The sequence below is a fragment of the Streptomyces sp. NPDC051921 genome, from assembly GCF_040680975.1.
Classification (GTDB): domain Bacteria; phylum Actinomycetota; class Actinomycetes; order Streptomycetales; family Streptomycetaceae; genus Streptomyces.
Window position 1 is genome coordinate 1 of the sequence record NZ_JBFAXU010000023.1, and the last position, 24,342, is coordinate 24,342.

Annotated in this window: 23 protein-coding genes; 7 read left to right on the forward strand and 16 right to left on the reverse strand. The window is 71.3% G+C overall.

Annotated features, from left to right (window positions below):
• Window positions 1–120 precede the first annotated feature (120 nt).
• Both AB0M16_RS27290 and AB0M16_RS27295 read right to left on the reverse strand, forming a co-directional pair.
• Window positions 121–810, reverse strand: a complete 690-nt coding sequence (locus AB0M16_RS27290; RefSeq protein ID WP_365347404.1) for a response regulator transcription factor — start codon at window positions 808–810, stop codon at window positions 121–123.
• Complete coding sequence (locus AB0M16_RS27295; RefSeq protein WP_365347406.1) at window positions 807–1,991, reverse strand: sensor histidine kinase; 1,185 nt, start codon at window positions 1,989–1,991, stop codon at window positions 807–809. The genes AB0M16_RS27290 and AB0M16_RS27295 overlap by 4 nt, the downstream gene beginning before the upstream one ends.
• A 320-nt stretch (window positions 1,992–2,311) precedes the next feature.
• Here AB0M16_RS27295 and AB0M16_RS27300 point away from each other — a divergent pair, with 320 nt between their 5' ends.
• A complete protein-coding gene (locus AB0M16_RS27300; protein ID WP_365347408.1) occupies window positions 2,312–2,881 on the forward strand; it encodes a GNAT family N-acetyltransferase in 570 nt (189 codons plus the stop codon).
• A gap of 106 nt (window positions 2,882–2,987) precedes the next feature.
• On the opposite strand, the gene AB0M16_RS27305 is transcribed toward AB0M16_RS27300, so the two are convergent.
• From AB0M16_RS27305 to AB0M16_RS27330, 6 genes are all read right to left on the reverse strand, one after another.
• Window positions 2,988–4,574 carry a type IV secretory system conjugative DNA transfer family protein gene (locus tag AB0M16_RS27305; protein ID WP_365347410.1) on the reverse strand — a complete coding sequence of 529 codons (1,587 nt, stop codon included), beginning with the start codon at window positions 4,572–4,574 and terminating at the stop codon, window positions 2,988–2,990.
• A gap of 2 nt (window positions 4,575–4,576) precedes the next feature.
• On the reverse strand, window positions 4,577–5,977 hold the full coding sequence (locus AB0M16_RS27310) for an ATP-binding protein (RefSeq protein WP_365347412.1): 1,401 nt from the start codon (window positions 5,975–5,977) through the stop codon (window positions 4,577–4,579).
• A 20-nt stretch (window positions 5,978–5,997) separates the two neighbouring features.
• The gene (locus AB0M16_RS27315; RefSeq protein ID WP_365347414.1) at window positions 5,998–7,551 is read right to left on the reverse strand and encodes an SCO6880 family protein; all 1,554 of its coding nucleotides are present in this window, start codon (window positions 7,549–7,551) and stop codon (window positions 5,998–6,000) included.
• The gene (locus AB0M16_RS27320) at window positions 7,548–8,909 is read right to left on the reverse strand and encodes a hypothetical protein (RefSeq protein WP_365347415.1); all 1,362 of its coding nucleotides are present in this window, start codon (window positions 8,907–8,909) and stop codon (window positions 7,548–7,550) included. The genes AB0M16_RS27315 and AB0M16_RS27320 overlap by 4 nt, the downstream gene beginning before the upstream one ends.
• The gene (locus tag AB0M16_RS27325) at window positions 8,899–9,705 is read right to left on the reverse strand and encodes a hypothetical protein (RefSeq protein ID WP_365347417.1); all 807 of its coding nucleotides are present in this window, start codon (window positions 9,703–9,705) and stop codon (window positions 8,899–8,901) included. The genes AB0M16_RS27320 and AB0M16_RS27325 overlap by 11 nt, the downstream gene beginning before the upstream one ends.
• Window positions 9,706–9,820: 115 nt before the next feature.
• On the reverse strand, window positions 9,821–10,129 hold the full coding sequence (locus tag AB0M16_RS27330; RefSeq protein ID WP_046908545.1) for a hypothetical protein: 309 nt from the start codon (window positions 10,127–10,129) through the stop codon (window positions 9,821–9,823).
• 340 nt (window positions 10,130–10,469) lie between these two features.
• Here AB0M16_RS27330 and AB0M16_RS27335 point away from each other — a divergent pair, with 340 nt between their 5' ends.
• From AB0M16_RS27335 to AB0M16_RS27350, 4 genes are all read left to right on the forward strand, one after another.
• A complete protein-coding gene (locus AB0M16_RS27335; protein WP_365347419.1) occupies window positions 10,470–11,504 on the forward strand; it encodes a bifunctional lytic transglycosylase/C40 family peptidase in 1,035 nt (344 codons plus the stop codon).
• Window positions 11,505–11,701: 197 nt separating this feature from the next.
• A complete protein-coding gene (locus AB0M16_RS27340) occupies window positions 11,702–12,412 on the forward strand; it encodes a phosphatase PAP2 family protein (RefSeq protein WP_365347421.1) in 711 nt (236 codons plus the stop codon).
• A 304-nt stretch (window positions 12,413–12,716) separates the two neighbouring features.
• On the forward strand, window positions 12,717–13,538 hold the full coding sequence (locus AB0M16_RS27345; protein WP_365347423.1) for a hypothetical protein: 822 nt from the start codon (window positions 12,717–12,719) through the stop codon (window positions 13,536–13,538).
• A gap of 147 nt (window positions 13,539–13,685) precedes the next feature.
• The gene (locus AB0M16_RS27350; protein WP_365347425.1) at window positions 13,686–13,856 is read left to right on the forward strand and encodes a hypothetical protein; all 171 of its coding nucleotides are present in this window, start codon (window positions 13,686–13,688) and stop codon (window positions 13,854–13,856) included.
• 4 nt (window positions 13,857–13,860) lie between these two features.
• Here AB0M16_RS27350 and AB0M16_RS27355 read toward each other — a convergent pair whose 3' ends face one another.
• Window positions 13,861–14,235, reverse strand: a complete 375-nt coding sequence (locus AB0M16_RS27355) for a metal-sensitive transcriptional regulator (protein WP_365347427.1) — start codon at window positions 14,233–14,235, stop codon at window positions 13,861–13,863.
• Between the two features lie 193 nt (window positions 14,236–14,428).
• On the opposite strand from AB0M16_RS27355, the gene AB0M16_RS27360 reads away from it, so the two are divergent.
• Together AB0M16_RS27360 and AB0M16_RS27365 are read left to right on the forward strand one after the other, a co-directional pair.
• The gene (locus AB0M16_RS27360) at window positions 14,429–15,049 is read left to right on the forward strand and encodes a DUF47 family protein (RefSeq protein WP_351656523.1); all 621 of its coding nucleotides are present in this window, start codon (window positions 14,429–14,431) and stop codon (window positions 15,047–15,049) included.
• A 6-nt stretch (window positions 15,050–15,055) separates the two neighbouring features.
• Window positions 15,056–16,054 carry an inorganic phosphate transporter gene (locus AB0M16_RS27365; protein WP_365347430.1) on the forward strand — a complete coding sequence of 333 codons (999 nt, stop codon included), beginning with the start codon at window positions 15,056–15,058 and terminating at the stop codon, window positions 16,052–16,054.
• A 98-nt stretch (window positions 16,055–16,152) separates the two neighbouring features.
• Here AB0M16_RS27365 and pstB read toward each other — a convergent pair whose 3' ends face one another.
• The 7 genes from pstB to AB0M16_RS27400 form a co-directional block, all read right to left on the reverse strand.
• Window positions 16,153–16,929 carry a phosphate ABC transporter ATP-binding protein PstB gene (pstB, locus tag AB0M16_RS27370; protein WP_365347432.1) on the reverse strand — a complete coding sequence of 259 codons (777 nt, stop codon included), beginning with the start codon at window positions 16,927–16,929 and terminating at the stop codon, window positions 16,153–16,155.
• A 53-nt stretch (window positions 16,930–16,982) separates the two neighbouring features.
• Window positions 16,983–18,053 carry a phosphate ABC transporter permease PstA gene (gene pstA / locus AB0M16_RS27375; protein WP_365347434.1) on the reverse strand — a complete coding sequence of 357 codons (1,071 nt, stop codon included), beginning with the start codon at window positions 18,051–18,053 and terminating at the stop codon, window positions 16,983–16,985.
• Complete coding sequence (gene pstC, locus AB0M16_RS27380) at window positions 18,050–19,024, reverse strand: phosphate ABC transporter permease subunit PstC (protein WP_365347436.1); 975 nt, start codon at window positions 19,022–19,024, stop codon at window positions 18,050–18,052. The genes pstA and pstC overlap by 4 nt, the downstream gene beginning before the upstream one ends.
• Before the next feature lie 113 nt (window positions 19,025–19,137).
• Window positions 19,138–20,271 carry a phosphate ABC transporter substrate-binding protein PstS gene (pstS, locus tag AB0M16_RS27385; protein WP_365347438.1) on the reverse strand — a complete coding sequence of 378 codons (1,134 nt, stop codon included), beginning with the start codon at window positions 20,269–20,271 and terminating at the stop codon, window positions 19,138–19,140.
• Window positions 20,272–20,490: 219 nt separating this feature from the next.
• On the reverse strand, window positions 20,491–20,904 hold the full coding sequence (locus tag AB0M16_RS27390) for an NUDIX hydrolase (RefSeq protein ID WP_365347440.1): 414 nt from the start codon (window positions 20,902–20,904) through the stop codon (window positions 20,491–20,493).
• On the reverse strand, window positions 20,901–21,878 hold the full coding sequence (locus AB0M16_RS27395) for a CHAD domain-containing protein (protein WP_365347706.1): 978 nt from the start codon (window positions 21,876–21,878) through the stop codon (window positions 20,901–20,903). The genes AB0M16_RS27390 and AB0M16_RS27395 overlap by 4 nt, the downstream gene beginning before the upstream one ends.
• A 70-nt stretch (window positions 21,879–21,948) precedes the next feature.
• Entirely contained in the window at window positions 21,949–24,189 is a 2,241-nt protein-coding gene (locus AB0M16_RS27400; RefSeq protein ID WP_365347442.1) for an RNA degradosome polyphosphate kinase, read from the reverse strand.
• Window positions 24,190–24,342: the final 153 nt, after the last annotated feature.

The following is a 24,342-nucleotide window of genomic DNA, read 5'->3' on the forward strand; positions in this document are numbered from 1 at the left end:
GGGGGGACCCTGTGGGAGAGTAGGACGCCGCCGAACAATCATTGTGGGAAAGCCCCGCACCTCATGGTGCGGGGCTTTTCTGCGTTCACGGGCCGGCCTGCGTTCACAGGTGGTCGCGGTTCACTGAGCCGGCGTCACCAGGCCCGTGTCGTAGGCCAGGATGACCGCCTGGATGCGGTCGCGGGAGCCGGTCTTGGCGAGGACGCGGGTGACGTGCGTCTTCACCGTGGATTCGGCGAGGTGGAGGCGGGTGGCGATCTCCGTGTTGGTCCATCCCCGGCCGATGACCGTGAGGATCTCCCGCTCGCGGTCCGTCAGCGCCGACAGGCGGGGGTCCTCCTCCGGGACGGTCGGGGCGGCAGGAGTGGACGTCTTCGAGGCGCCGGGCAGGTGGTGGAGGTACGTGTCGAGGAGGCGGCGGGTGAGGGTCGGGGCCACCACCGCTTCGCCGCTCGCCACCGCGCGTATGCCGGAGAGGAGTTCCTCGGGCTGTGCTTCCTTCACCAGGAAGCCGCTCGCCCCGGCGCGCAGGCCCTCGTAGGCGTACTCGTCGAGGTCGAAGGTCGTGACGATCAGGACGCGGGTGCGGGCGCCCGCGGCGATGATGCGGCGCGTGGCCTCGATGCCGTCGAGGCCCGGCATGCGGATGTCCATCAGGACCACGTCCGGGTGGTGACGGTCGGTCAGGCGGACGGCCTCCGTGCCGTTCGCGGCCTCGTCGACGACCGTCATGTCGTCCTGGCTCTCCAACAGCATCCGGAAGCCGAACCGCTGCATCGGCTGGTCGTCGGCGATCAGAACGGTCGTCACGAGGGGGTGTCCTCCAGGGGAAGTCGCAGTCTGACGCGCCAGCCGCCGCCGGCCGGAAGCGGGCCGCATTCGAGTGTGCCGTCGTAGAGCGCCGCGCGCTCGCGCATTCCGGTCAGGCCTTGACCCGCCGGCCGGGGCTGCCGCGGGGGCGGGTCCGAGGGCCCCCGGTCCGTGCTCCCGCTCCGGCCCCTGCCCGTGTCCGTCACGGTGAGGGTCAGGTCCTCCGGGGCGTACGTGAGGGTCACGCGCGCCTCCGCCCCTTCGCCGGCGTGCTTCAGGGTGTTCGTCAGGGCTTCCTGCGCCACGCGGTAGACCGTCAGTTCGGCGCCGGGGGCGAGGGGTCGGGGTGCCTCGGACAGGTCCGCGTGGACGCGGAGGCCTGCGCTCCGTACCCCGTCGATCAGAGCGGGGAGGTCCGCGAGGCCGGGTTGGGGGGCGCGGTCGGCCGACTCCTCCTCGTCCTCCCTCAGGACGCCCAGCAGGCGCCGGAGTTCGGCCAGGGCCTGGCGGCTCGTGGTGCCGATGGCGTCGAGGGCCTGTACGGCGCGTTCGGGGCTCTTGGCGGCGGCGTACCGGCCGCCGTCGGCCAGCCCCGTGATGACGGACAGGTTGTGGCCGATGATGTCGTGCATCTCCCGGGCGATGCGGGTGCGTTCGGCGGCAGCCGCCAGGCGCACCTCCTGGGCCCGTTCGTCCCGACGGGAGCGCACCGCGATGCCGAGCAGGGCGACCAGGGCGTACGCCCACAGGGCGGGGGCGAGGTGCTGGTTCCAGGCGTCGGTCCGGAAGCGGACCGCGCCCGCCGCCAGGGGCGTGGCCAGCAGTGCCGTCGACCACAGCAGTCCGCGCGGGGGGCGGTTCAGGGCAATGTGGAAGAGGGGGATCGCCTGGAGGTACGCGGACTGCAGGAAGGCCCCTGAGACGGTGCTCACGAGCGCCCCGCAGGCCATGGCGGCCAGGGCGCCCACGGGCCGGCGCCGGCGCAGGTGGAGGGGGAGGACGAGGGCCAGCGTGGTCGCCACGACGAGCCAGGACGGCACGGAGGGGTCCTGGGCGGTGGTCCGCCAGCCGCCGGTCGCGTCGACGAGTGCGGCCACCGTCCACGTGGCGGTGACCGCCCCGTCCCACAGCCACGGGCGGGTCGCGTCGAAGGCCCGTACGCGGGCCAGGACGTGCTGCACGTGGTGGCTCGTGGCTGCGGTGGCGGTCGTTGCCGTGTTGGCTGTCGTGGCTGGTGTGACCGTCGTGTCTCGTGCGGGTGTCCGTGGCCTCGCGCCGGCCGGCGGTCCCGGCTTCGCCTTCGTCGTCACCCGCACATCCTCGTCCGTCCGGCCTCCTGCGTCTCTCCCACGCTAGGGAGCGCGGGGCCGCGGGACGTCGGACCGGGGGAGGACGGTGGGCCCGGCGCGTGGTACCGGGGTACGACAGCGGGCCGCCCTCGCGCGGGTCGGGAGACGAAATGCCTTGTCAGGGGCGCGCGCGGGCGGCGAGGATCCCTGGCATGGACTTTTCTGTACGCACCATCCGCGCCGACGAGTGGGAGCGGGCCCGGGAGATCCGGCTCGCCGCCCTGCAGGACCCCGTCGCACCCATAGCCTTCCTGGAGACGCACGAGGGGGCGTCCGCGCAGCCGGACTCCTTCTGGCAGGGGCGGACCGAGGGCGCGTCCGAGAGCGGTGACGGGCGGGTGCGGCAGTTCGTCGCCGAGACGCCGGACGGGCGCTGGGTCGGCACGGTGTCGGTGCTCGTGGAGCGGCCCTCGGACGAGGTGCGGTTCGGTGAGCCGGCGAAGGTCGACCAGACGCACGTCGTGGGTGTGTTCGTGCGGCCCGAGGCGCGCGGCGCCGGTGTGATCGACGCGCTGTTCCGGGCGGCGGTGGAGTGGTCCTGGACGCTGCCGGAACCGGAGATCCAGCGGGTGCGGCTCTACGTCCACGAGGACAACGCGCGGGCCGCGGCCTTCTACCAGCGCTTCGGCTTCGTCGCGACGGGGGACACCGTCGCGATGCCGGGGGACACTTCGGCGGTCGAGGTCGAGTACGAGTTTCCGCGTCCGGTGGCGCGGGACTAGGGCCTGTCGGGCGGGGGCCCTGGCGGGGCGGCTGCCGCGTGCCCTCGCGGGGGCCTGGCGTCGTCCCGGCGGCGGGCGTGGCCCTGTGCCTGCGGCGGGCGTGGCCCTATGCCTGCGGCAGGGGTTCCGGCCAGCGGGAGCGTGCCTGCTCCTGGGAGCGCATCAGGGCGAGGGTCGGCAGGCCCTGGTCCGCGCCCGTGGCGACGAGTTCGGGGAGCCGGGGGATCGGCGCGACGGCCGCGATGTCGTCGAGGACGAGGCTCAGTGGTGGGTCGAGCCGACCGTCGGATGACCGTGCGGCCATGCGGCGGCCGTGCTCGACCACGCTCGCGGCGAGCGCGGTGAGGAGGGGCATCGCGCCCGGGTGGGTGCGCGGGTCCTCGATCGGTTCACCCACCACGTACAGGGTGCCCTGCTCGGCGACGAAAGATGCGAGCGTGAGCGAATCCGTTCGATTCGCGGTGCAGGCGTCCCTGATGTGGATCGAGGAGAGGGACGACAGGGCACGGGCCGTCAGTGCCTGTGCGGCGCGGCGGCGTTCGGGGTGCGCGGTGAGGGCGGACTCCAGGAGTCCGGCGTGGCCGGCGGCGGCCTTGGGGTGGGTCCGGAGGATCCGTACGGGGTCGTGGGCGTCGGCGCCCTGGGCCCAGCGGTGCACCTGCTTGAACGGGCGCCCGTCTATCGCGGCGGCGTGCAGCCAGCAGTGCATGAGCGTTTCGGCGGTGTCGGCCACGGCCGCGTCCAGACGGGACTGCGGGCGTACGGGCGCGAGCAGCGCCACCGCGCGTTCGCGCGCCACGTCCGCGTCCTCGCAACGCTCGGACGGGCTCCAGTGGAGCCGGGCGGGGGTGTCGCAGAGGTGACCGGGGTCGTAGACGAGGACGGGGCCGATCTTGGCGCGGGCGTCCTTGGTCTCGGACCAGAGGGTCGGGGCGGAGGTCACGACGAGTACGGCGGCCTCGGCGTCCCGGATGGCCTGCGCGGCCACGCCGCGACGGCCGGCGGCCGGGGCGTAGACGACCCGGGGCGCGACCGTGGCCCCTATGGGGGCGGGGTCCGGGTCCTCGGGGGTGCGCGGGGCGTCGCGTGGCGTCTCGACCCCGTGGGTCTCGGGGGTCGGAGGTCTCCGAGGGGGAGGGGGTGTCCGGACCGCGAGCTCCGCTTCGGTTCGTTCGTGGTGGTCCCCGCGGTCCCCGTGGTCCCCGTGGTGTCCGGACGCTCCCACCACCGTCCCGACCACCGTCCCCACCGCCGTTCCCGTCCTCGCTCCGGCTCCGGAGCCCTTCCCGCCGTCGTCGTGTGCGGCTTCCGGGGTCGCGTGGGCGTACGCGCCCGACTTCCGGTGGGCGCGGACCGTGCGCCAGCGGGCCAGTGTGCCCATCGTGAAGACCGTCAGGACCGCGAGGACCATCGCCTCGCCGATGGCCAGGCCCCAGAACAGGCCGTAGCCCGACAGCTGGGCCGGCGGGGTGGCCGGCCAGGCGGTGGGGAGGTCGGTGGGGGCGGTGACCAGGGAGCGGAGGGCGAGCGGGGTGCGGGTGAACGTGACGCCCTCGGGCCACGCGCCGTGGGCCAGCAGGGACGAGAGGCCGGTCGCCGTCCAGACCAGGACCGTGAGGCCCAGGAGGAGGGCGAGCAGGCCGACGACGAGGCCGTCGGGGACGCCGCCCTCTCTCCGTACCGGCTGGTTCATGGTCAGGCCACCGTCGACTGCGAGGAGCCGTTCATCTGCTGCTCGATGAGGATCGCGCGCTGCTCCGTCTCCCACTCCAGCTCCGGGTCCACGGAGGGGTCCGAGGACTCGGTCATGGCGCGGTCGGTGTAGACGAGCGGGCGTTCCTTCTCGGTGATGAGGTGTTTGACGACCTGGACGTTGCCGTTGACGTCCCAGACGGCGATGCCGGGGGTCAGGGTCGGGATGATCTCGACCGCCCAGCGGGGCAGGCCGAGGACGCGGCCGGTGTTGCGGGCCTCGTCCGCCTTCTGGGCGTAGATGGTGCGGGTGGAGGCCATCTTGAGGATGGCCGCGGCTTCCTTGGCCGCCGCGCCGTCCACGACGTCGGAGAGGTGGTGGACGACCGCGACGAAGGAGAGGCCGAGACGGCGGCCGAACTTCAGCAGGCGCTGGAACAGCTGCGCCACGAAGGGGCTGTTGATGATGTGCCAGGCCTCCTCGACCAGGAAGATGCGCTTCTTCCGGTCGGGGCGGATCCAGGTGTGCTCCAGCCACACGCCGACGATCGCCATGAGGATCGGCATGGCGATGGAGTTGCGGTCGATGTGGGACAGGTCGAAGACGATGAGCGGGGCGTCCAGGTCGATGCCGACCGTGGTGGGGCCGTCGAACATGCCGCGGAGGTCGCCGTCGACCAGGCGGTCCAGGACGAGGGCGACGTCGAGGCCCCAGGCCCGTACGTCGTCTATGTCGACGTTCATGGCCTCGGCGGACTCCGCCTCGGGGTGGCGGAGCTGCTCGACGATGTCCGTGAGGATCGGCTGGCGGTCGGTGATGTGCTCGTTGACGTAGGCGTGGGCGACCTTGAGCGCGAAGCCGGAGCGCTCGTCGAGGCCGTGGCCCATCGCCACCTCGATGATGGTGCGCAGGAGGGCGAGCTGGCCCGTGGTGGTGATGGACGGGTCGAGGGGGTTGAGGCGGATGCCGGCGTCGTTGGCGACCATCGGGTCCAGGCGGATGGGAGTTATCCCCAGCTCCTGGGCGATGAGGTTCCATTCGCCGACGCCGTCCTCGCCCTGCGCGTCGAGGACGACCACCTGGCGGTCGCGGAAGCGCAGCTGGCGCAGCACGTAGGTCTTCTCGAGGGCCGACTTGCCGTTGCCGGACTCGCCCAGGACGAGCCAGTGGGGGGCCGGGAGCTGCTGCCCGTACAGCTGGAAGGGGTCGTAGATGTACCCCTTGCCGCTGTAGACCTCGCGGCCGATGATCACGCCGGAGTCGCCGAGGCCGGGTGCGGCGGTCGGCAGGTAGACGGCCTGGGCCTGCCCGGTGGAGGTGCGGACGGGCAGGCGGGTCGTCTCCACCTTCCCGAAGAGGAAGGAGGTGAAGGCTTCGGTGAGGACGGACAGCGGATCTCGCATCGGTCTGTGCCCCTTCGGCCCTAGCGGCGGATGCCGGTCGCGAACGGCAAGGTGTTCACAAAGGCCCGGTGGTGCTCGCGGTCGCACCACTCCAGCTTCAGGTACGACTTGCCGGCGGAGGCCCTGATCGTGCGCTTGTCCCGGGCCAGGGCCTCGGGCGAGCGCGCCGATACGGTGATGTACCCGACGAGGTTGACGCCCGCCGCGCCGCTGGCGAGATCTTCACCCCGCTGGTCGAGCCGGCCGTGGGCGGCGATGTCACGCGGGTCGACGGTGCGGTTCATCTTGGCCTGTCGGGAGGCCTCGGCCTCGTCGTTGGTCTTCTCGGTGAGCATGCGCTCGATGGCGACCTCGGTGGGTTCCAGGTCCATGGTGACGGCGACCGTGCGGATCACGTCGGGGGTGTGGACGAGGAGCGGGGCGAGGAAGTTGACGCCGACGGGCGTCATCGGCCACTCCTTGACCCAGGCGGTGGCGTGGCACCAGGGGGCGCGGGTGGCGGACTCGCGGGTCTTCGCCTGGAGGTAGGTGGGCTCCATGGCGTCGAGTTCGGCGGGCCAAGCGTTTCGTTTCGTCATGGCCTGGATGTGGTCGATGGGGTGGTCCGGGTCGTACATGGAGTGCACGAGCGAGGCGAGCCGGGACTGGCCGAGGGGCTGGCGGACCCGGATGTCGGCCTCGGCGAGGCGGGCGCAGATGTCGGTGAGTTCGCGGGCCATGACGACGGCGAGGCCGGCGTCGCGGTCCAGCTTGCGGGCGCCGGAGGCGTGGCGGGCGGCACGGGCCATGGCGTTGGCCTCGGCGGCGAGCTCGCGGGTGTAGTGCATGCAGGCCACGAGGTAGGCGCGGTGCTGCTCGCTGGAGGTGGAGACCATCGACTGGAGCTGGTCGTACGACTCCTGGAGCCAGGCCGGGGCCTGGTGGTCGCCGCGCTGGGCGACGTCCTTGGCGTGCGCGTCGGGGTCGGCGGGCAGGGTCCGGGCGAGCATCTGGAGGCGGGTGACGAAGCCGTCCCCGTTGGCGACGTGCTTGAGGAGGGTGCCGAAGCGGTCGACGAGGGCTTCCTGGTCCTCGGAGTCGCGGAGGCCGACGCCGGGGCCCTCGATCTCGATGGCGGCGGTGACGGTGCGGCGGTCGGCGTGCAGGAGGACGGCGATCTCGTCGGGGCCGAAGGGGGCGGAGAGCCAGCTGATCCGGCCGATGCCGGGCGGCGGGCCGATCTCGACCTCGCGGCCGTCGAGGCGGGTGCCGGACTCGACGGCGGCGGAGCGGTAGGCGGTGCCGCGCTTGAGCATCCGCTTGTAACTGCGGTTGATCTCGAACCACTTGTAGAAGGTGCGGTGCTTGTACGGCACGTAGACCGCGGCCAGGGCGATCATCGGGAAGCCCATGAGGAGGACGATCCGCAGGGACAGAACGGGGACGATCAGTCCGCTCATCATGCCGAGGAAGGCGCCGGCGATGATGAGCGCGATCTCGCCGGTCTCGCGGTTCTTGCCGACGATCGCGTTCGGCCGGGCGCGGCCGATGAGATACGTGCGGCGGGGCGAGACCGGCTGGGACTGGGTCGTCAACGCCCTGCACCTCCTGTGTTCTTGCTGTTGTTGCTGCTACGGCTGGTGTGCGGGGTGCCCGCGGTGGGGCTGCCGCTGCGGGGCGGGGGCGTGGCCGAGGGGCCGCCTCCGGAGGAGCCGCGGCTGCTGTGGGCGGCGACGCCGCCGGAGAGCGGGTTCGCGGGGCGGGGCGCGCTGCTCTGCCCGCCGCCCTGGCCGCCCCCGTCGCGGGTGCTGTGGGTCTTGATGCCCTGGGAGACGAGGGAGGCGGGGGAGGAGATGACGGCGGCCGCGGCGTTCTCGCCGGCGCGGTGCAGGCGGTTGTTGCGGGAGGCGACGATCTCGTCGCCGAAGCCGGGCACGAAGCGGTAGATCATCGCGGAGGCGAAGATCGCGAGCAGGATGATCGCGAGGCCGGAGACGACGGCGGAGAAGGCGTCGGGGCCGGTGCCGGAGGAGAGGGCGCCGGCGAGGCCGAGCACGATGACGATGACCGGCTTGACCAGGATCACCGCGATCATGATGCCCGCCCAGCGGCGCACGTGGCCCCACATGTTCTTGTCGACGAGGCCGGAGTAGACGACGACGCCGAGGAGGGCGCCGACGTAGAGCAGCACGGCGCGCAGCACGAGCTCCAGGTAGAGCACGCCGGCGGCGAGCACGGTCACCAGCGACACGATGATCAGCATGATGGGCCCGCCACCGATGCTGTCGCCCTTCTCCAGGGCCTGTTTGAAGCTGCCGAAGAAGACGTCGGTCTGCTGGCCGGTGCCGGAGGCGATGACCTCGGTGACGGCGTCGGTGGCGTTGACGACGGTGTAGAGGATCAGCGGGGTGAAGGCGGAGGCGAGCACGGTCAGCCAGAGGAAGCCGACGGCCTCGGAGATGGCGGTGGTGAGGGGGACGCCGCGGATGGCGCGCTTGGCGACGGCCAGCAGCCAGAGCAGGAGGGTGAGGAAGGTGGCGGCGGCGAAGACGATGGCGTAGCGGCCGAGGAACTGCATGTTGGTGAAGTCGACGGCCGCGGTCTCCTTGACGGCGCCGGACAGCGTGTCGACGACCCAGGCGGCTGCCTTGGCACAGCCGTTGGCGAGCGAGGAGAGGGGGTCGAGGGCGTTGGCGGGATCGTTGAGACCGGGGTTGCCGGAACCGGTGCCGGGTTGGCCGTTCTCGCAGTACTCCCTGGCTTGGCCCACGATGAGGTCGCACGGGTTGTTGCTGGCGCTCGGCGACGGGGTCGCGCCGGTCGAGGGCGTGGGGCCGGGCGGCGGGGGCGTCGGGGCCGCGTAGGCGCGTGAGGCGAGCAGGACGAGTGCGGCGGGCAGGGCTGCCACGCCGACGCCCAGAGCGCGCAGCGGGAGACGTCGGCTAGCGGGCATAGGTGAAGCCTCCGTATCCCTCGACGGCCTTGGCGATGTCGTCCGCCATGGAGGCGCGGTTGTCACCGTTGACGGGCGTGGGGCCCTCGGCCTGCTCGGAGCTGACGACCTTCCAGTCGTCGCCGACCCACTTCAGCTGCTCGGTGATGGTGAACCACGTCGTGGTGACGGGCTTGGTCGAGCCCTCGCCTGCCAGGCCCACGAGGCCGGTGCACCACACCTCCACGGTGGCGGTGTCGCCGGAGTTGTCCTTCACCTTGGTGCCGACGGGGATCGTGCGGGACACGAACGTCAGTCCCGCCGGGGCGGTGCCGTCGGGGTTGAGGCCTACGTTGGCCAGGAAGCCCGCCGAGTAGGAGTCGTCCAGGCTGCGGACGAGTCCGTCCGCGACGGCCGGGTCGTGGATGGCGCGGACGATGGTCTCGCGAGGTCCGCGCTGGAACATGTCCACGGAGCCCAACGCCACCGCGTAATTCGCCGCCGCGCTCTGCGCCCCCTGTTCGTCTCTCGCGAAGCCCGTCGGGATCTGGCCGTTCTTGCCCGGGACCGGGCGGACGCCGGTCGGGGACGTGGGGGCCGTGGAGCGGGTGGAGGCGTCGGGGCCGGCGCCCGTGGACGGGGAGTCGGACGTGCCGTCGCCGCGGTTGGCGAGGGCGATGGCGGCGACCAGGAGGACCACCACGCCGACGACCGCGATCAGGGAGCGGGAGCTCCGGGCCGGGGGGCGGCCGGAGCCGGGGGCGGGGTCGGGGAGGCGGGTACGGGTCTGGCCGTCGTGTTCGTCGCCGAGACTCATGCCGGGTACGCCCCTTCGACCGTTCGCGGGTACGACGAATACCGTGCTGGCGTCCGCGCGGGCGCGGCGTGGTGACTGGACATCAGGGAACGCGACCTCGGTGGTGAGAAACGGGTTAGACGGCCATCCCGTACACGATGGTGAAGAGCGTCCCCAGAGACCCGATGATGAAGACGCCGGTCAGGCCGGCCACGATCAGGCCCTTGCCCTGTTCGGCGCTGAAGGTGTCCCGGAGGGCGGTGGCCCCGATGCGCTGCTTGGCGGCTCCCCAGATGGCGATGCCGAGACAGAGCAGGATGGCCACGGCCATCACGACCTCGATCATCACCTTGGCCTCAGCGCCCAGGCTCCCGAAAGGCCCCCAGTTCGGGGCGATTCCACCGATGATGGTGGTGATGTCGCCCTTCTCGGCCGCCAGGTACATGTAACTCACCGCCCGTGTTGGGTAGTTCGTCGCCCCTGCCTGATGGCATGGGTCGTCGACCCTATCTTCGCTGATGAAACCGCTCGCGTGTGACGGCTTGACGGCTCTCTTTACCCGATCCCCGCACAGTTGACCGATCTGACCGTCTTGACCTGCGACGGTGCGGCCGGTTTGTATGCGAGGAAGCGTATGGTCACTCTGTGTATCACGGAGGGTGACTCCGGGCAATGATTGTCGTTGTGGCACCTTTGGGGCGGCGCCGGTGCCGTCACGGGGGCCGTGGAGGGGGGCCGCGCCTAAACTGGCGCGGCGGGGCGTACTGCCAGGAGCCGAGGGGTGGTTGACGGTGCGTAAGGCGCGCGGGGCGTGGCTGGTGGCCGGCGGGGTGTTCGGGGTCTGCCTCAGCTTCGTCGCCCTGATCGTCGTCGGGACGTACTCCGCCGCCGCCGGGCTCATCGGCGGGGCCGGGAACGGCAAGAACGGCACGGTCGCGCTCGCGAAGGGCGCGGTGCCCGCCGCGTACCAGGGGCTCGTGCAGCAGTGGGGCAATCTCTGTCCGGCGATCAACCCCGCGCTGCTGGCCGCGCAGCTGTACCAGGAGAGTGGCTGGAACCCGACCATCGTGTCGCCCGCGAACGCGCGGGGGATCGCCCAGTTCATCCCCGGCACGTGGGCCGGGCACGGGATCGACGGGGACGGGGACGGGGACCGCGACGTCTGGGACCCCAAGGACGCCATCCCCTCGGCGGCCTCGTACGACTGCGAGCTCGCCGGCTACGTGAAGGACGTGCCCGGGGACCCGACGAACAACATGCTCGCCGCCTACAACGCGGGGGCCTACCGGGTCATCAAGTCCGGTGGTGTGCCCCGGATCAGCGAGACGCAGAACTACGTGCGGATCATCCGCTCGCTGGAGAAGAGCTTCGCCCGGCCGGTCGGACGGGTGGAGCCCTCGCGGCAGGCGGCCGGGGCGATCTACTACGCGCAGCAGAAGCTCGGCACGCCGTATCTGTGGGGCGGCACGGGCACGGCCGCCCAGGGCGGGCGGTTCGACTGTTCGGGGCTCACCCAGGCGGCGTACGACTCGGTGGGGATCCAGCTGCCGCGCGTCGCCAACGACCAGTACAACGCGGGGCCGCACCCCGGCCGGAACGAGCTGCTGCCGGGCGACCTCGTCTTCTTCTCCGACGACCTCACCAACTCGCGGGCCATCCGTCACGTGGGCATCTACGTCGGAGGCGGGTACATGATCGACGCGCCCAGGACCGGGGCCGTCATCCGTTTCGACCGGATCGACACGCCCGACTACTTCGGCGCCACCCGTGTCACCCGGGACGGGGCGGCGGCCCTGCCCACGCACCTGCCGCAGCAGTAGCCCTGCCCGGCCCCGTATGGCCGGAAAGGGGCGGTGGGAGGAGGGCCCTGCGGGGGACGGCCCGTCACCTTTCGATAACGTCCTAGCGATCTTGGGTGGAGAGCGGAACGCCGCCCTCTACCGGATCGTTTCCCGATCCGACCACTCTGACCACGGGGGTTGGACACCACCAACACGACAGCAAGGGGCGGCGGCAGATGGCTGGACTCGCATCGGACGGTTCGAACCCCGATGTCAGCCTGCTCTACGACATCAACGGGCTGGCGAAGGCCGCCCCGCCGTGGTTCGACCGCGTCATGGAGTTCGTCGGCGAGTACGGGATCGTCCTCGGACTCGTCCTCGTCGTGCTCGGCTGCTGGTGGAGCGTCCGCCGGCGCGACACCGTCACCGACTCGGTGTCGGGCCTCGCCGGGCTGATCTGGGCGCCGCTCGCGGCCGGCATCGCACTCCTCGTCAACATCCCCATCCGCGGCTTCGTCGAACGGCCCCGGCCCTTCAACGACCATCAGGGACTCGAGGTCCTCGTGGCCGGCAAGACGGACTTCTCGTTCGTCAGCGACCACGCCACCATGGCGATGGCCATCGCCGTCGGCGTCTTCGTGGCCCACCGCCGCTTCGGGCTCGTCGCCATCGGCCTCGCCCTCGCGGAGGCCTTCTGCCGGGTCTACATGGGCGTCCACTACCCGACGGACGTCGTCGGCGGTCTCGCGCTCGGCACCGCGGTCGCGCTGCTCCTCGCCCCGCTCGCGCTCGCCCTGCTCACCCCGGTCGTCTCCGCCGTCGCCCGCTCCCCGCGGGGCGCCCGGCTGGTGCGTTCGCGGCGCGTGGCCGAACGGGCCGCCGTCGCCGGGACCGTCGGTATCCCCGAGCCCCGGCTCGGCACCGGGGAGAGCGACCTCGCGGCCTAGGACCCGGGGTCCCGCCGGCCGTGCCGGGCTCGCGCCGCCCCCTGGGGGTGGCCGGCGGACCGGAGCCTAGACGCCGACCGAGGAGCGGTGTTGCGCCGCGTCCGTGCGGGCCCGCTCACGTGATCTGCGGGCCGGGCCCGTCCAGCCGCAGCTGCACCGGGCGATCGCGAACGATCCGCGCTCCGTGGTCTCCGTGTGATGCACACCGTCAACGGTACTGCGCGTGACGGTCCCACCCGACCGTCGTTATCCGGTCGGGTGGGATCCGGACAGTCAGCGGTACGGCGTTGGGGGTTGGCAGGCGATGGTGGTGCGGAGCGGACGCTCGGGCGGGGGCGCGTGGGCCGTCGCCGCCGCGCTGATCGGAACGGTCCTGGGCGGCGGTTGCGCGGCCCCGGGTGACGACGCCGAGCCCGGGGGCGACCCGACGGGCACCGTGCGCGGCGCGGCCGAGGCGCTGACCCGCGCCGGCTCGTCCAGGACGAGCACCTCCATGGAGATGGCCTCCGGCGGCACCCGCGTCACCATCCGGGGCGAGGGCGCCTACGACTTCCGCCGCCGCACCGGCAGCCTCCAGGTCGTGCTCCCCAAGGACGCCGCCGGTGAGAGCGAGCACCGGCCCATCACCGAACTGCTCGCCCCGGGCGCGCTCTACATGAAGAACCGGGGCGCCGGTGTCCCCGCCGACAAGTGGGTGCGCGTCGACACCACCACCCTCGACGACGGCAACCTGGTCACGGGCGGCGCCACGGACCCGGCCGCCGCCGCCGAGCTGCTGCGCGGCGTGCGCTCGGTGACGTACGTGGAGGAGGTCGACCTCGCGGGGGTGAAGGTCCGGCACTACCGGGGGGTCACGGACATCGCCGAGGCCGCCCGGCTGGCCTCGCCGCAGGTGCGGGGCGCGCTCGCCGCCGCGGCGAAAGGGTTCACCACCGACGCCGTGCCCTTCGACGCCTACCTGGACCGGGAGGGGCGGCTGCGCAAGGTCCGGCACCAGTTCAGCTTCAGCAACCAGGGGCGTACGGTCGCGGTCGCCTCGACCACTCTGCTGTACGGCTTCGGTGCGCGGGTCAGCGTCGCGCTGCCGGACCGGGCGGACATCTACGCCGGGAAGATCAAGGCCTGAGGAGCGCGGCCTGCGGATCCGGGCCCGATCCCCTCTTGCGAGCCATTGGCAAATGGTCCGGACGTGTCATGTGCGCTCCGTTCGCCCCTCCCTACGCTGGGAGACCGAACGCCGGGAGACCGACGTCGGCAGGAAGAGGTGAATCGCATGGTTCCGCCGCCCGGTTCCGCGACCGCGCCCGGCGACCCCGAGTGCGTCGCCCTGGCCGAGATCGAACTGTGCGGGGAGTTGATCATCGCGGCCTCCGCGGCCGGTGAGGAGCGGCTGAGCGCCGACCGCATCGACGAGGTGCTCCGGGTCGGCGCCGGACCGCGCTGACGGATCAGGTGCGCATCATGCGCGCGATGGCCTTCGTGGCCTCCTCGACCTTCGCCTCGATCTCGTCGCCGCCCTTGGTGGCCGCGTCGGCGACGCAGTGCCGCAGGTGCTCCTCCAGGAGCTGGAGGGCGAAGGACTGCAGCGCCTTCGTGGAGGCGGAGACCTGGGTCAGGATGTCGATGCAGTAGACGTCCTCGTCGACCATCCGCTGCAGGCCGCGGATCTGGCCCTCGATGCGGCGCAGGCGCTTGAGGTGCTCGTCCTTCTGCTTGTGGTAGCCGTGCACGCCGTGGTCGTGCGCGGTGGCGGGGGCGTGGTCGGCCGCCGCCGGCTCGACCGTGTTCTCGGGGGTGAGCTGGTCAGCCTCGGTGGTCGTCATCGCGTCCTCCCGTTGTCCAGAAAGGGTGGTTATACCCCTCGTGGGTATATGGTACAGAGCCCCGCCGATCCGGGCGGGGGCCCGTGCAGATCACTGTGCCTGATGGGCGACACTGAAGGGACGCCGGTTAGCCGTGGCCGGATGATGCGCCTAGCATCAGCCTGACCGAAACCCAGCACCCCGAGGACCTCACGTGCGATTTCGTCTGACCCCCAGGGAGACGAGCTTCTACGACATGTTCGCCGCGTCCGCGGACAACATCGTCACGGGCGCGAAGCTCCTGATGGAACTGCTCGGAGCGGACGCCTCCGCCCGGGCCGAGATCGCGGAACGGATGCGGGCAGCGGAGCACGCCGGCGACGACGCGACCCACGCCATTTTCCACCAGCTGAACTCCTCGTTCATCACGCCGTTCGACCGCGAGGACATCTACTCGCTCGCCTCCTCCCTCGACGACATCATGGACTTCATGGAGGAGGCCGTCGACCTGGTCGTCCTCTACAACATCGAGGAACTGCCGAAGGGCGTCGAGCAGCAGATCGAGGTGCTGGCCCGGGCCGCGGAGCTCACCGCCGAGGCGATGCCGAACCTGCGCACCATGGCCAACCTCACCGAGTACTGGATCGAGGTCAACCGGCTCGAGAACCAGGCCGACCAGATCCACCGCAAGCTGCTGGCCCACCTCTTCAACGGCAAGTACGACGCCATCGAGGTGCTGAAGCTCAAGCAGGTCGTGGATGTGCTGGAAGAGGCGGCCGACGCCTTCGAGCACGTGGCGAACACGGTGGAGACCATCGCGGTCAAGGAGTCCTGAGGCTTCGTGGACACCTTCGCTCTGGTCGTGACCATCGGCGTCGCGCTCGGCTTCACCTATACGAACGGCTTCCACGATTCGGCGAACGCCATCGCCACCTCGGTCTCGACCCGGGCGCTGACCCCCCGGGCCGCGCTCGCGATGGCCGCGGTGATGAACCTGGCCGGTGCCTTCCTCGGCAGCGGGGTCGCCAAGACGGTCAGCGAGGGCCTGATCGAGACGCCGCAGGGCGACAAGGGGATGGGCATCCTCTTCGCCGCGCTGGTGGGCGCGATCCTCTGGAACCTCGTCACCTGGTACTTCGGTCTGCCGTCCTCCTCCTCGCACGCCCTCTTCGGCGGCATGGTGGGCGCGGCGCTCGCGGGTGGCACGGAGGTGATCTGGTCGGGCGTGCTCGACAAGGTCGTCATCCCGATGTTCGTCTCGCCGGTCGTGGGTCTGCTCGCCGGTTACCTGGTCATGTGCGTGATCCTGTGGCTCTTCCGCAAGGCCAACCCGCACAAGGCCAAGCGCGGCTTCCGTATCGCCCAGACCGTCTCGGCGGCCGGCATGGCGCTCGGCCACGGTCTGCAGGACGCCCAGAAGACCATGGGCATCGTGGTGATGGCCCTGGTCATCGCCGACGTGCAGCAGCAGGGCGACGACATCCCGGTGTGGGTCAAGATCGCCTGTGCCGTGATGCTCTCGCTCGGCACCTACGCGGGCGGCTGGCGCATCATGCGGACCCTCGGCCGCAAGATCATCGAGCTGGACCCGCCGCAGGGCTTCGCGGCGGAGACCACCGGCGCGTCGATCATGTTCGGCTCGGCGTTCCTCTTCCACGCGCCGATCTCCACGACCCATGTCATCACCTCGGCGATCATGGGCGTCGGTGCCACGAAGCGCGTCAACGCGGTGCGCTGGGGCGTCGCCAAGAACATCGTCCTCGGCTGGTTCATCACCATGCCGGCCGCGGCCCTCGTGGCGGCGCTCAGCTACTACGTGGTGGCGCTGCTCTTCGGCTAGGAACACCCTCCGGACGTGGTTGGGCCCGGCTCCCCTGTGGGGGAGCCGGGCCCTCTTCGTCTTGCGGTGGCACCGCCATGCAGCACCGCAGGACGTGGTTATCCGAAACGGCCGGAGATGTAGTCCTCGGTCGCCTGGACGCTCGGGTTGGAGAAGATGCGCTCGGTGTCGTCCAGCTCGATGAGCTTGCCGGGCTGGCCCACGGCCGCCAGGTTGAAGAAGGCGGTGCGGTCCGAGACGCGGGCGGCCTGCTGCATGTTGTGCGTCACGATGACGATCGTGAAGCGCTCCTTGAGCTCGCCGATCAGGTCCTCGATGGCGAGGGTGGAGATCGGGTCGAGCGCCGAGCAGGGCTCGTCCATCAGCAGGACGTCCGGCTCGACCGCGATGGCGCGGGCGATGCACAGGCGCTGCTGCTGACCGCCGGAGAGGCCGGAGCCCGGCTTGTTCAGGCGGTCCTTGACCTCGTTCCAGAGGTTGGCGCCCTTGAGCGAGCGCTCGACGATGTCGTTGAGCTCGGACTTGCGGTACTTGCCGTTCAGACGCAGGCCCGCGGCCACGTTGTCGAAGATCGACATGGTGGGGAACGGGTTCGGGCGCTGGAACACCATGCCGACGGTGCGGCGGACCGCGACCGGGTCGACACCGGCGCCGTACAGGTTCTCGTCGTCCAGCATCACCTTGCCCTCGACGCGGCCACCGGGGGTGACCTCGTGCATGCGGTTCAGGGTGCGCAGGAAGGTGGACTTGCCGCAGCCGGACGGGCCGATGAAGGCCGTCACGGAGCGGGGCTCGACGGTCATGGAGATGTCGTCGATCGCCTTGTGGTTGCCGTAGTAGGCGGAGAGGCCGCTGACGTCGATTCGCTTGGCCATCTGAATCACTTCCAAGTTCGCCGCACTGGGCGGCAGCCGAAAATTCGGGTGCCTTAGCGGCCGGTCTTCGGGGCCTTCCAGCGGGCGATGCCGCGGGCCACCAGGTTGAGGATCATGACGAAGGCGATCAGGACGAGCGCTGCGGCCCAGGCGCGGGCCACGGCGGCGTCGGTGCCGACCGCGTACTGCTCGTACACGTAGAGCGGCAGGGAGGACTGGGCGCCTTCGAAGGGGTTCGGGTTGATGAGCTTCGTACCGAACACGAGGAGGAGAACGGGGGCCGTCTCACCGGTGATACGGGCGACCGCGAGCATGACGCCCGTGGTGATGCCGCCGATCGCGGTGGGCAGGACCACCTTCAGGATCGTGCGCCACTTGGGGACGCCGAGGGCGAGGGAGGCCTCGCGCAGCTCGTTCGGGACGAGCTTCAGCATCTCTTCGGTGGAGCGGACCACGACCGGCATCATCAGGATCGCGAGGGCCATCGCACCGGCGAATCCGGAGGGCCCGAAGCCGAGCATCAGATTCCAGGTGGCGAGGATGAAGAGGCCCGCGACGATCGACGGGATGCCCGTCATGACGTCCACGAAGAAGGTGACGGCCTTGGCGAGCTTCCCGTTGCCGTACTCGACCAGGTAGACCGCGGTGAGCAGGCCGATCGGCGCGGCGATCAGGGTCGCGATGCCGACCTGCTCGATCGTGCCGAGCAGCGCGTGGTAGACACCGCCGCCGGCCTCGGCGTCGAGGACGCCGTTCATGGAGTGGCTGAGGAAGTAGCCGTCGAGGACTTCCAGGCCCTTGCTGATCGTGACCCAGGCGAGGGAGAGCAGCGGGACCACGGCGAGGACGAAGCTGACCCAGATCAGGCTGGTCGCGACGCGGTCCTTGGCCTGGCGCTTGCCCTCGACCTTGGTGGTGATCGCGAAGGTGGCGAGCACGAAGAGGAGGGCGGAGACGAGGCCCCACTGGACCTTGCTGTGCCAGCCGGCGGCGAGGCCGATGCCGCAGCCCGCGGCGATCGAGCCGACCGCGATGGCGGCGGGGGTCCAGCGCGGGAGGTGCGCGTGGGAGAGGGAGCGGCGCGGGGTCGCGGACACCGGGCGGTCCTGAATGGCGTGGCTCATGCGTTCGCCCCCGAGTACTCCTTGCGGCGCGCGATGATCATGCGGGCGGCGCCGTTGACCAGCAGGGTGATGACGAAGAGGACGAGACCCGAGGCGATCAGGGCGTCCCGGCCGAACTCGTTGGCCTCGTTGAACTTCGCGGCGATGTTCTGGGCGAAGGTGCCGCCGCCCGGGTCGAGCAGGTGGCCCGAGAGGACGAAGCTGGGGGAGAGGACGACGGCGACGGCCATCGTCTCGCCGAGGGCGCGGCCGAGGCCGAGCATCGAGGCGGAGATGATGCCGGAGCGGCCGAAGGGCAGCACCGACATGCGGATGACCTCCCAGCGCGTGGCGCCGAGGGCGAGCGCGGCCTCCTCGTGCATCCGCGGGACCTGGAGGAAGACCTCGCGGGTCACGTTGGTGATGATCGGGAGGATCATGATCGCCAGCAGGATGCCGACGGTGAACATGTTGCGGGCGACGCCGTCGCTGGACTTGTCGAAGATGTACGTCCAGCCCAGGTACTGGTCGAGCCACTTGTTGAGGCCGTCCAGGTACGGGACGAGGAAGATCGCGCCCCAGAGGCCGTAGATGATGCTGGGCACGGCGGCGAGCAGGTCGACCACGTACGCGAGTGGCTTGGCCAGCTTGCGCGGGGCGTAGTGCGAGATGAACAGCGCGATGCCGATGGCGACCGGCACGGCGATGAGCATGGCGATGATCGACGAGACGATCGTGCCGAAGGCGAGGACGGCGATGCCGAAGACCGGCGGGTTGGCCGCCGGGTTCCACTCGAAGGTGGTGAAGAAGTTCGTGCTGTCCTTCGAGATCGCGAGGACGGCGCGGTAGGTCAGGAAGACCGCGATCGCGGCCATGATCACGAGCAGGGTGATGCCGGAGCCGCGGGACAGACCGGCGAAGATGCGGTCCCCGGGGCGGGCCGCGCTCTTGGCGCGCCGGCTCCCTCGTATGTCGGGTGTTGTCGAAGCCATCTGAGTTTCTCCGGTCTGCGGAGCCGGTACGCGGGCGTACGGCTCCTGGCGGCGGTGCACCGGATGCCGGGGCCGGTCCGTCCGTCGGGTGACGGACCGGCCCCGGTCGGGGGTCAGGACAGGGTCGGGACGATCTCGCGCACCTTGGCGGCGATCTCGGCCGGCAGCGGGGCGTAGCCGGCGTCGGAGAGGACCTTCTGGCCCTCCTCGCTGGCGGTGTAGGTGAGGAACGCCTTCAGGGTCGGCAGGGTGTCCGCCTTGTTGCCCTTGTCGCAGGCGATCTCGTAGGTGACCAGGGTGAGCGGGTAGGCGCCCTCGGCCTTGGTCGTGTAGTCGAGGGACAGCGCCAGGTCGGAGCCGGTGCCCTTGATCTTGGCGGCGGCGATGGCCTTGGAGGCGTTCTCCGTGGTCGCGGCGACCGGGGCGGCGGCACCGGTGTTGATGCTGACCGTGGAGATCTTGTTGGCGGTCGCGTAGGAGAGCTCGAAGTAGCCGATGGAGCCCTCGGCGTCCTTGACCGCGGTGGCGACACCGGAGGAGCCGTTGGCGGCCTGGCCACCGGGGGCCGGCCACGACTTCGTCTTCGGGTCGTACTTCCAGTCGGCGGCGGCCGTGGCGGAGAGGTACTTGCCGAGGTTCTGGGTGGTGCCCGACTCGTCCGAGCGGTGGAAGGCCTGGATGGTGGAGTCAGGGAGCTTGGCGCCCGGGTTCAGCTTGGCGATCGCCGGGTCGTTCCACTTGGTGATCTTCGTGTCGAAGATCTTGGCCAGGGTGGGGGCGTCCAGGACCAGGTTGTCCACGCCCTCCAGCTTGTAACCGATCGCGATGGGGCCACCGACCATCGGCAGGTTGATGCCCTTGCCGCCCTTGCAGATCTTCTGCGACTCGGCGACCTCTTCGTCCTTGAGGGCGGAGTCGGAGCCGGCCATGGCGACCTGGCCCTGGTTGAACTTGGTGATGCCACCACCGGAGCCGATGGCCTGGTAGTTCACCTCGACGCCGGAGCACGCGGCCTGGAAGTTCTTGACCCACAGGTCCATCGCGTTCTTCTGCGCGCTGGAGCCCGCCGCGAGCAGCTGGCCCTTGGCGCCGTCGCACTTGATGTTCGACGCGGCGGCGGACGTCTTGCCGCCGTCCTTGGTGGGCTCGTCGTTGTTGTCCGAACCACACGCCGAGAGGACGAGCGCGCCGGAGACGATGAGGGCACCGATCGCGGAGGCGCGAAGCCCGTTTCGCGAAAGCTTCACTTTCGGGTGTTCCTTCCAGAAGCCGCCTTGCCGTGGACCTTGGTGTCCTGAACGTTCTACGGCGGCGCGTGTCGGGGTGGTGGCTGCGGCACCGGGGCCGTGCACCGTGTACAGCCGAAATTAGGCAGAACAGGTGAAGCGGTCGACGGAGGAGGGTGAACGGGAAGTGAACCGTGTCGAAAGGCGGGGTGCGCTCCCGTGCGGGGTCACCCGGGCGGGCTAGCGCGCCGTCGCCGCCAGGAGGGCGTCCAGGAGTTCGCGGTCCCGGGGCTGGGTGAGGCGCTCGCGGGCCCGGGCCGGGGGCAGCCAGGCGAGGGCGTCGACCTCGTGGGTGGGGGTGAAGGAGCCGCCGAGTGCCCGGGCAGCCCAGTAGGCGACCTCTTTCGGCCGGCCCTGCGCCAGGTAGTGGGCCGTAGGGAGGCGGGCGCCCAGTTCGCAGGACTGGCCCGTCTCCTCCCGGATCTCCCGCAGCGCGCATTCCTTCACCGTCTCGTCGCGCTTCAGCTTGCCCTTGGGATGGGACCAATCATCATATTTCGGACGATGGATGAGCGCGATCTCGATGCCCCCGCCCGTGGCGGCCGGGCGCCACAGAACGGCGCCCGCCGCCAGGACGGGGACGGGGGCGGTCACGGGACCGGGGCCGTCGCGCGGGACCAGGCGCGCTGGAAGGCGAAGCGCGCGGCTTCCACCTCGTGGCGCTGGTCGGCGTGGAGCACGCCGAGGGCGTAGGCGGTGGCCGGGGCGATGCGCGGGGTGCGGGCGGCCGTGGCGGCGGCGGCCGCGGCCTCGGCGGCGTCGCGGTGCCGGTCCAGGGCGCGGCCCGCCTCGTACAGGACGGGGTCCGGGTCGGCGCCGCAGCGGAGGACTTCCCCGGCGTAGCGGTGCAGGCGGAGCAGGCCGCGGGTCTGGTGCCAGGGGGCGTCCTGCGCCTCACCGGCGGCCAGGGCGAGGGCCTCGGCGTTGTACGGGTGGGCCGCCCGGGTCAACGGGAGGGCGGCCACCGCTTCGAGGAGCCGCTGCTCGACGACGGCGGCCGGGGCGTCCAGGACCTCGACGGCGCGGGCCGATCCGGCCGGGCCGAGCGGCACCTCGGAGGCGAGCAGGGCGACGGAGTCGGCGACCGCGTGGAAGCGGGAGGAGCCCAGCGCCTGGAGCGCGGCGGAGTGCGCGCGGGTGCGGGCGAGGGTGAGCTGGCGGTCGAGGAGCGCGCCGGCGCGGGCGGCGCCGACGGTCAGGCCGCGGCTGCTCTCCGCGCCTCGGGCGGCGGGCACGGGGCCGCTCTCGGTGCTCGAGAGCCGGGACAGCGCGTCCATCAGGCGGACGAGCCGGGCGGTGCAGGAATGCTCCAGGGCGAGGGTGCCGGAGAGCCAGGCCAGCTCGGTGCGGAGCTGGTCGGCCCAGGCCGCGTCGAGGAGCGGCCGGAAGGTGTGGAGGGTACCGCCGATGCGGCGGGCGGCCGCCCGCAGGGTGCGGGCGGCCGTCTCCGCGCCGGTCGTGTCGGCGCCGCTCTCGGTGTGCAGCCGCAGGCCGCGGAGGAAGTCCGCGGCACGGGCGTGCAGGTAGGGAGCGAGGACCTGCCCCGCCGAGAGCTCGGACGGGACCAGGAGCGGAGCCTCGGAGCGGGCCCCGGGCGGGGTGTCCGGCGCGAGGCCCGGCGGGAACTCCGAGGTGATGTCAGGGTTGTGCACGCCGGCGCCTCCGCGCGTCGATGAGCATCTCCTGGACGTGCCGCAGCGGCTGGCCCTCGGGGTCGGTCGCGTGCCGCGTCCAGTTCCCGTCCGGGCCGAGGTGCCAGGAGGAGGTGGTGTCGGACATGCCCGTTTCCAGGAGCCGGGTGAGGGCGGCCCGGTGGGCGGGGTCGGCGACCCGGACCAGGGCCTCGATGCGCCGGTCCAGGTTGCGGTGCATCATGTCGGCGCTGCCGAGCCAGACCTCGGGTTCGCCGCCGTTGCCGAAGGCGAAGATCCGGGAGTGCTCCAGGAAGCGGCCGAGGATCGAGCGGACTCGGATGTTCTCCGACAGGCCTCCGACGCCGGGGCGCACGGCGCAGATGCCGCGGACCCAGATGTCGACCGGGACGCCGGCCTGGGAGGCCCGGTAGCAGGCGTCGATGACGGCCTCGTCGACCATCGAGTTGACCTTGATCTTGACGTAGGCGGGGCGCCCGGCGCGGTGGTGGGCGACCTCCTTGTTGATCCGGGAGACCAGGCCGTCGCGGAGCGACTTGGGGGCGGTGAGCAGCCGCCGGTAGGTCTCGCGGCGGGAGTAGCCGGAGAGCCGGTTGAACAGGTCGGAGAGGTCGGCGCCGACCTGAGGGTCGGCCGTGAGCAGGCCGAGGTCCTCGTAGAGCCGGGCGGTCTTGGGGTGGTAGTTGCCGGTGCCGACGTGCGAGTAGCGGCGCAGCGTCTCGCCTTCCTGGCGCACGACCAGCGAGAGCTTGCAGTGGGTCTTCAGGCCGACGAGGCCGTAGACCACGTGGCAGCCGGCCTCCTCCAGCTTGCGTGCCCACTTGATGTTGGCCTGCTCGTCGAAGCGGGCCTTGATCTCGACGAGGACGAGGACCTGCTTGCCGGACTCCGCGGCGTCGATGAGGGCGTCGACTATCGGGGAGTCGCCGGAGGTGCGGTACAGCGTCTGCTTGATCGCGAGGACGTCCGGGTCGGCCGCCGCCTGCTCCAGGAAGGCCTGGACGGAGGTGGAGAAGGAGTCGTACGGGTGGTGCAGCAGCACGTCCCGCTCGCGCACGGCGGCGAAGATGTCGGGCGCGGAGGCGGACTCGACCTCGGCGAGGTCGCGGTGGGTGCCGGCGACGAACTTGGGGTACTTCAGCTCGGGCCGGTCCAGGGACGCGATGCCGAAGAGGCCGGTGAGGTCGAGCGGGCCGGGCAGCGGGTAGACCTCGGAGTCGGAGATCTTCAGCTCGCGGACCAGCAGGTCGAGCACGTACGGGTCGATGGACTCCTCGACCTCCAGGCGCACCGGCGGGCCGAAGCGGCGCCGCATGAGTTCCTTCTCCAGGGCCTGGAGGAGGTTCTCGGCGTCGTCCTCCTCGACCTCCAGGTCCTCGTTCCTGGTCACCCGGAACATGTGGTGGGCGAGCACCTCCATGCCGGGGAAGAGCTCCTCCAGGTGCGCGGCGATGACGTCCTCCAGGGGGACGTAGCGCTCGGGGGAGGCCTCCAGGAAGCGGGACAGCAGCGGCGGCACCTTGACGCGGGCGAAGTGGCGGTGTCCGCTGACCGGGTTGCGGACGACGACGGCCAGGTTCAGGGAGAGCCCGGAGATGTACGGGAAGGGGTGCGCCGGGTCCACGGCCAGCGGGGTCAGCACGGGGAAGATCCGCTGCCGGAACAGGGTGAAGAGGCGGGCCTGCTCCTTCTCGGTGAGCTCGGGCCAGCGGATGAGATGGATGCCCTCGTCGGCGAGGGCCGGGGCGACGTCCTGCTGGAAGCAGGCGGCGTGCCGGGCCATGAGCTCGCGCGAGCGGGTCCAGATGAGGTCGAGCACCTCGCGGGGCTGCAGCCCGGAGGCCGAGCGGGTGGCGACGCCGGTGGCGATGCGGCGCTTGAGGCCGGCGACGCGCACCATGAAGAACTCGTCCAGGTTCGACGCGAAGATCGCGAGGAAGTTGGCCCGCTCCAGGAGGGGCGTGGTCGGGTCCTCGGCGAGCTCCAGGACCCGCTCGTTGAAGGCGAGCCAGCTGCGCTCCCGGTCGAGGAAGCGGCCCTGCGGGAGTTCACCGGCGCTGTCGTCGTCCTCGTACGCGTCGAGATCGGCGTCCAGGTCGGGTTCGAGATCGCTCACGGCCCCGCCGTCGACGGCGTGCGGGCGGTGGGCGGCTATGGACCCCAGGGCGGGCTGGGGGGTCGTCGCGGTGGACGACTGGACCGGGACCTCGGCGGGCTGCTGCTTCATGACCCCATTCTTCCGCGCGAAGGGGTGGTCGGGCGCGTCGGAGCGGGCCGTGGGGGAGGGGAGTCTCCCTTTGGGAAGTCTCCCCTGCGGGAGGGCCCGGTGGGGCGCGGGCACGGAGCGCTTCATTGCGTGAGCGTCGCAAGCGCGTCTGAA

Bases quoted from the DNA above. Each gene is read 5' to 3' on its own strand.
- AB0M16_RS27300 (WP_365347408.1), top strand. From the start codon at position 2,312: ATGGACTTTTCTGTACGCACCATCCGCGCCGACGAGTGGGAGCGGGCC.
- AB0M16_RS27305 (WP_365347410.1), bottom strand. From the start codon at position 4,574: ATGAACCAGCCGGTACGGAGAGAGGGCGGCGTCCCCGACGGCCTCGTC.
- AB0M16_RS27310 (WP_365347412.1), bottom strand. From the start codon at position 5,977: ATGCGAGATCCGCTGTCCGTCCTCACCGAAGCCTTCACCTCCTTCCTC.
- AB0M16_RS27320 (WP_365347415.1), bottom strand. From the start codon at position 8,909: ATGCCCGCTAGCCGACGTCTCCCGCTGCGCGCTCTGGGCGTCGGCGTG.
- AB0M16_RS27325 (WP_365347417.1), bottom strand. From the start codon at position 9,705: ATGAGTCTCGGCGACGAACACGACGGCCAGACCCGTACCCGCCTCCCC.
- AB0M16_RS27330 (WP_046908545.1), bottom strand. From the start codon at position 10,129: ATGTACCTGGCGGCCGAGAAGGGCGACATCACCACCATCATCGGTGGA.
- AB0M16_RS27340 (WP_365347421.1), top strand. From the start codon at position 11,702: ATGGCTGGACTCGCATCGGACGGTTCGAACCCCGATGTCAGCCTGCTC.
- AB0M16_RS27345 (WP_365347423.1), top strand. From the start codon at position 12,717: ATGGTGGTGCGGAGCGGACGCTCGGGCGGGGGCGCGTGGGCCGTCGCC.
- AB0M16_RS27350 (WP_365347425.1), top strand. From the start codon at position 13,686: ATGGTTCCGCCGCCCGGTTCCGCGACCGCGCCCGGCGACCCCGAGTGC.
- AB0M16_RS27355 (WP_365347427.1), bottom strand. From the start codon at position 14,235: ATGACGACCACCGAGGCTGACCAGCTCACCCCCGAGAACACGGTCGAG.
- pstB (WP_365347432.1), bottom strand. From the start codon at position 16,929: ATGGCCAAGCGAATCGACGTCAGCGGCCTCTCCGCCTACTACGGCAAC.
- pstA (WP_365347434.1), bottom strand. From the start codon at position 18,053: ATGAGCCACGCCATTCAGGACCGCCCGGTGTCCGCGACCCCGCGCCGC.
- pstC (WP_365347436.1), bottom strand. From the start codon at position 19,024: ATGGCTTCGACAACACCCGACATACGAGGGAGCCGGCGCGCCAAGAGC.
- AB0M16_RS27400 (WP_365347442.1), bottom strand. From the start codon at position 24,189: ATGAAGCAGCAGCCCGCCGAGGTCCCGGTCCAGTCGTCCACCGCGACG.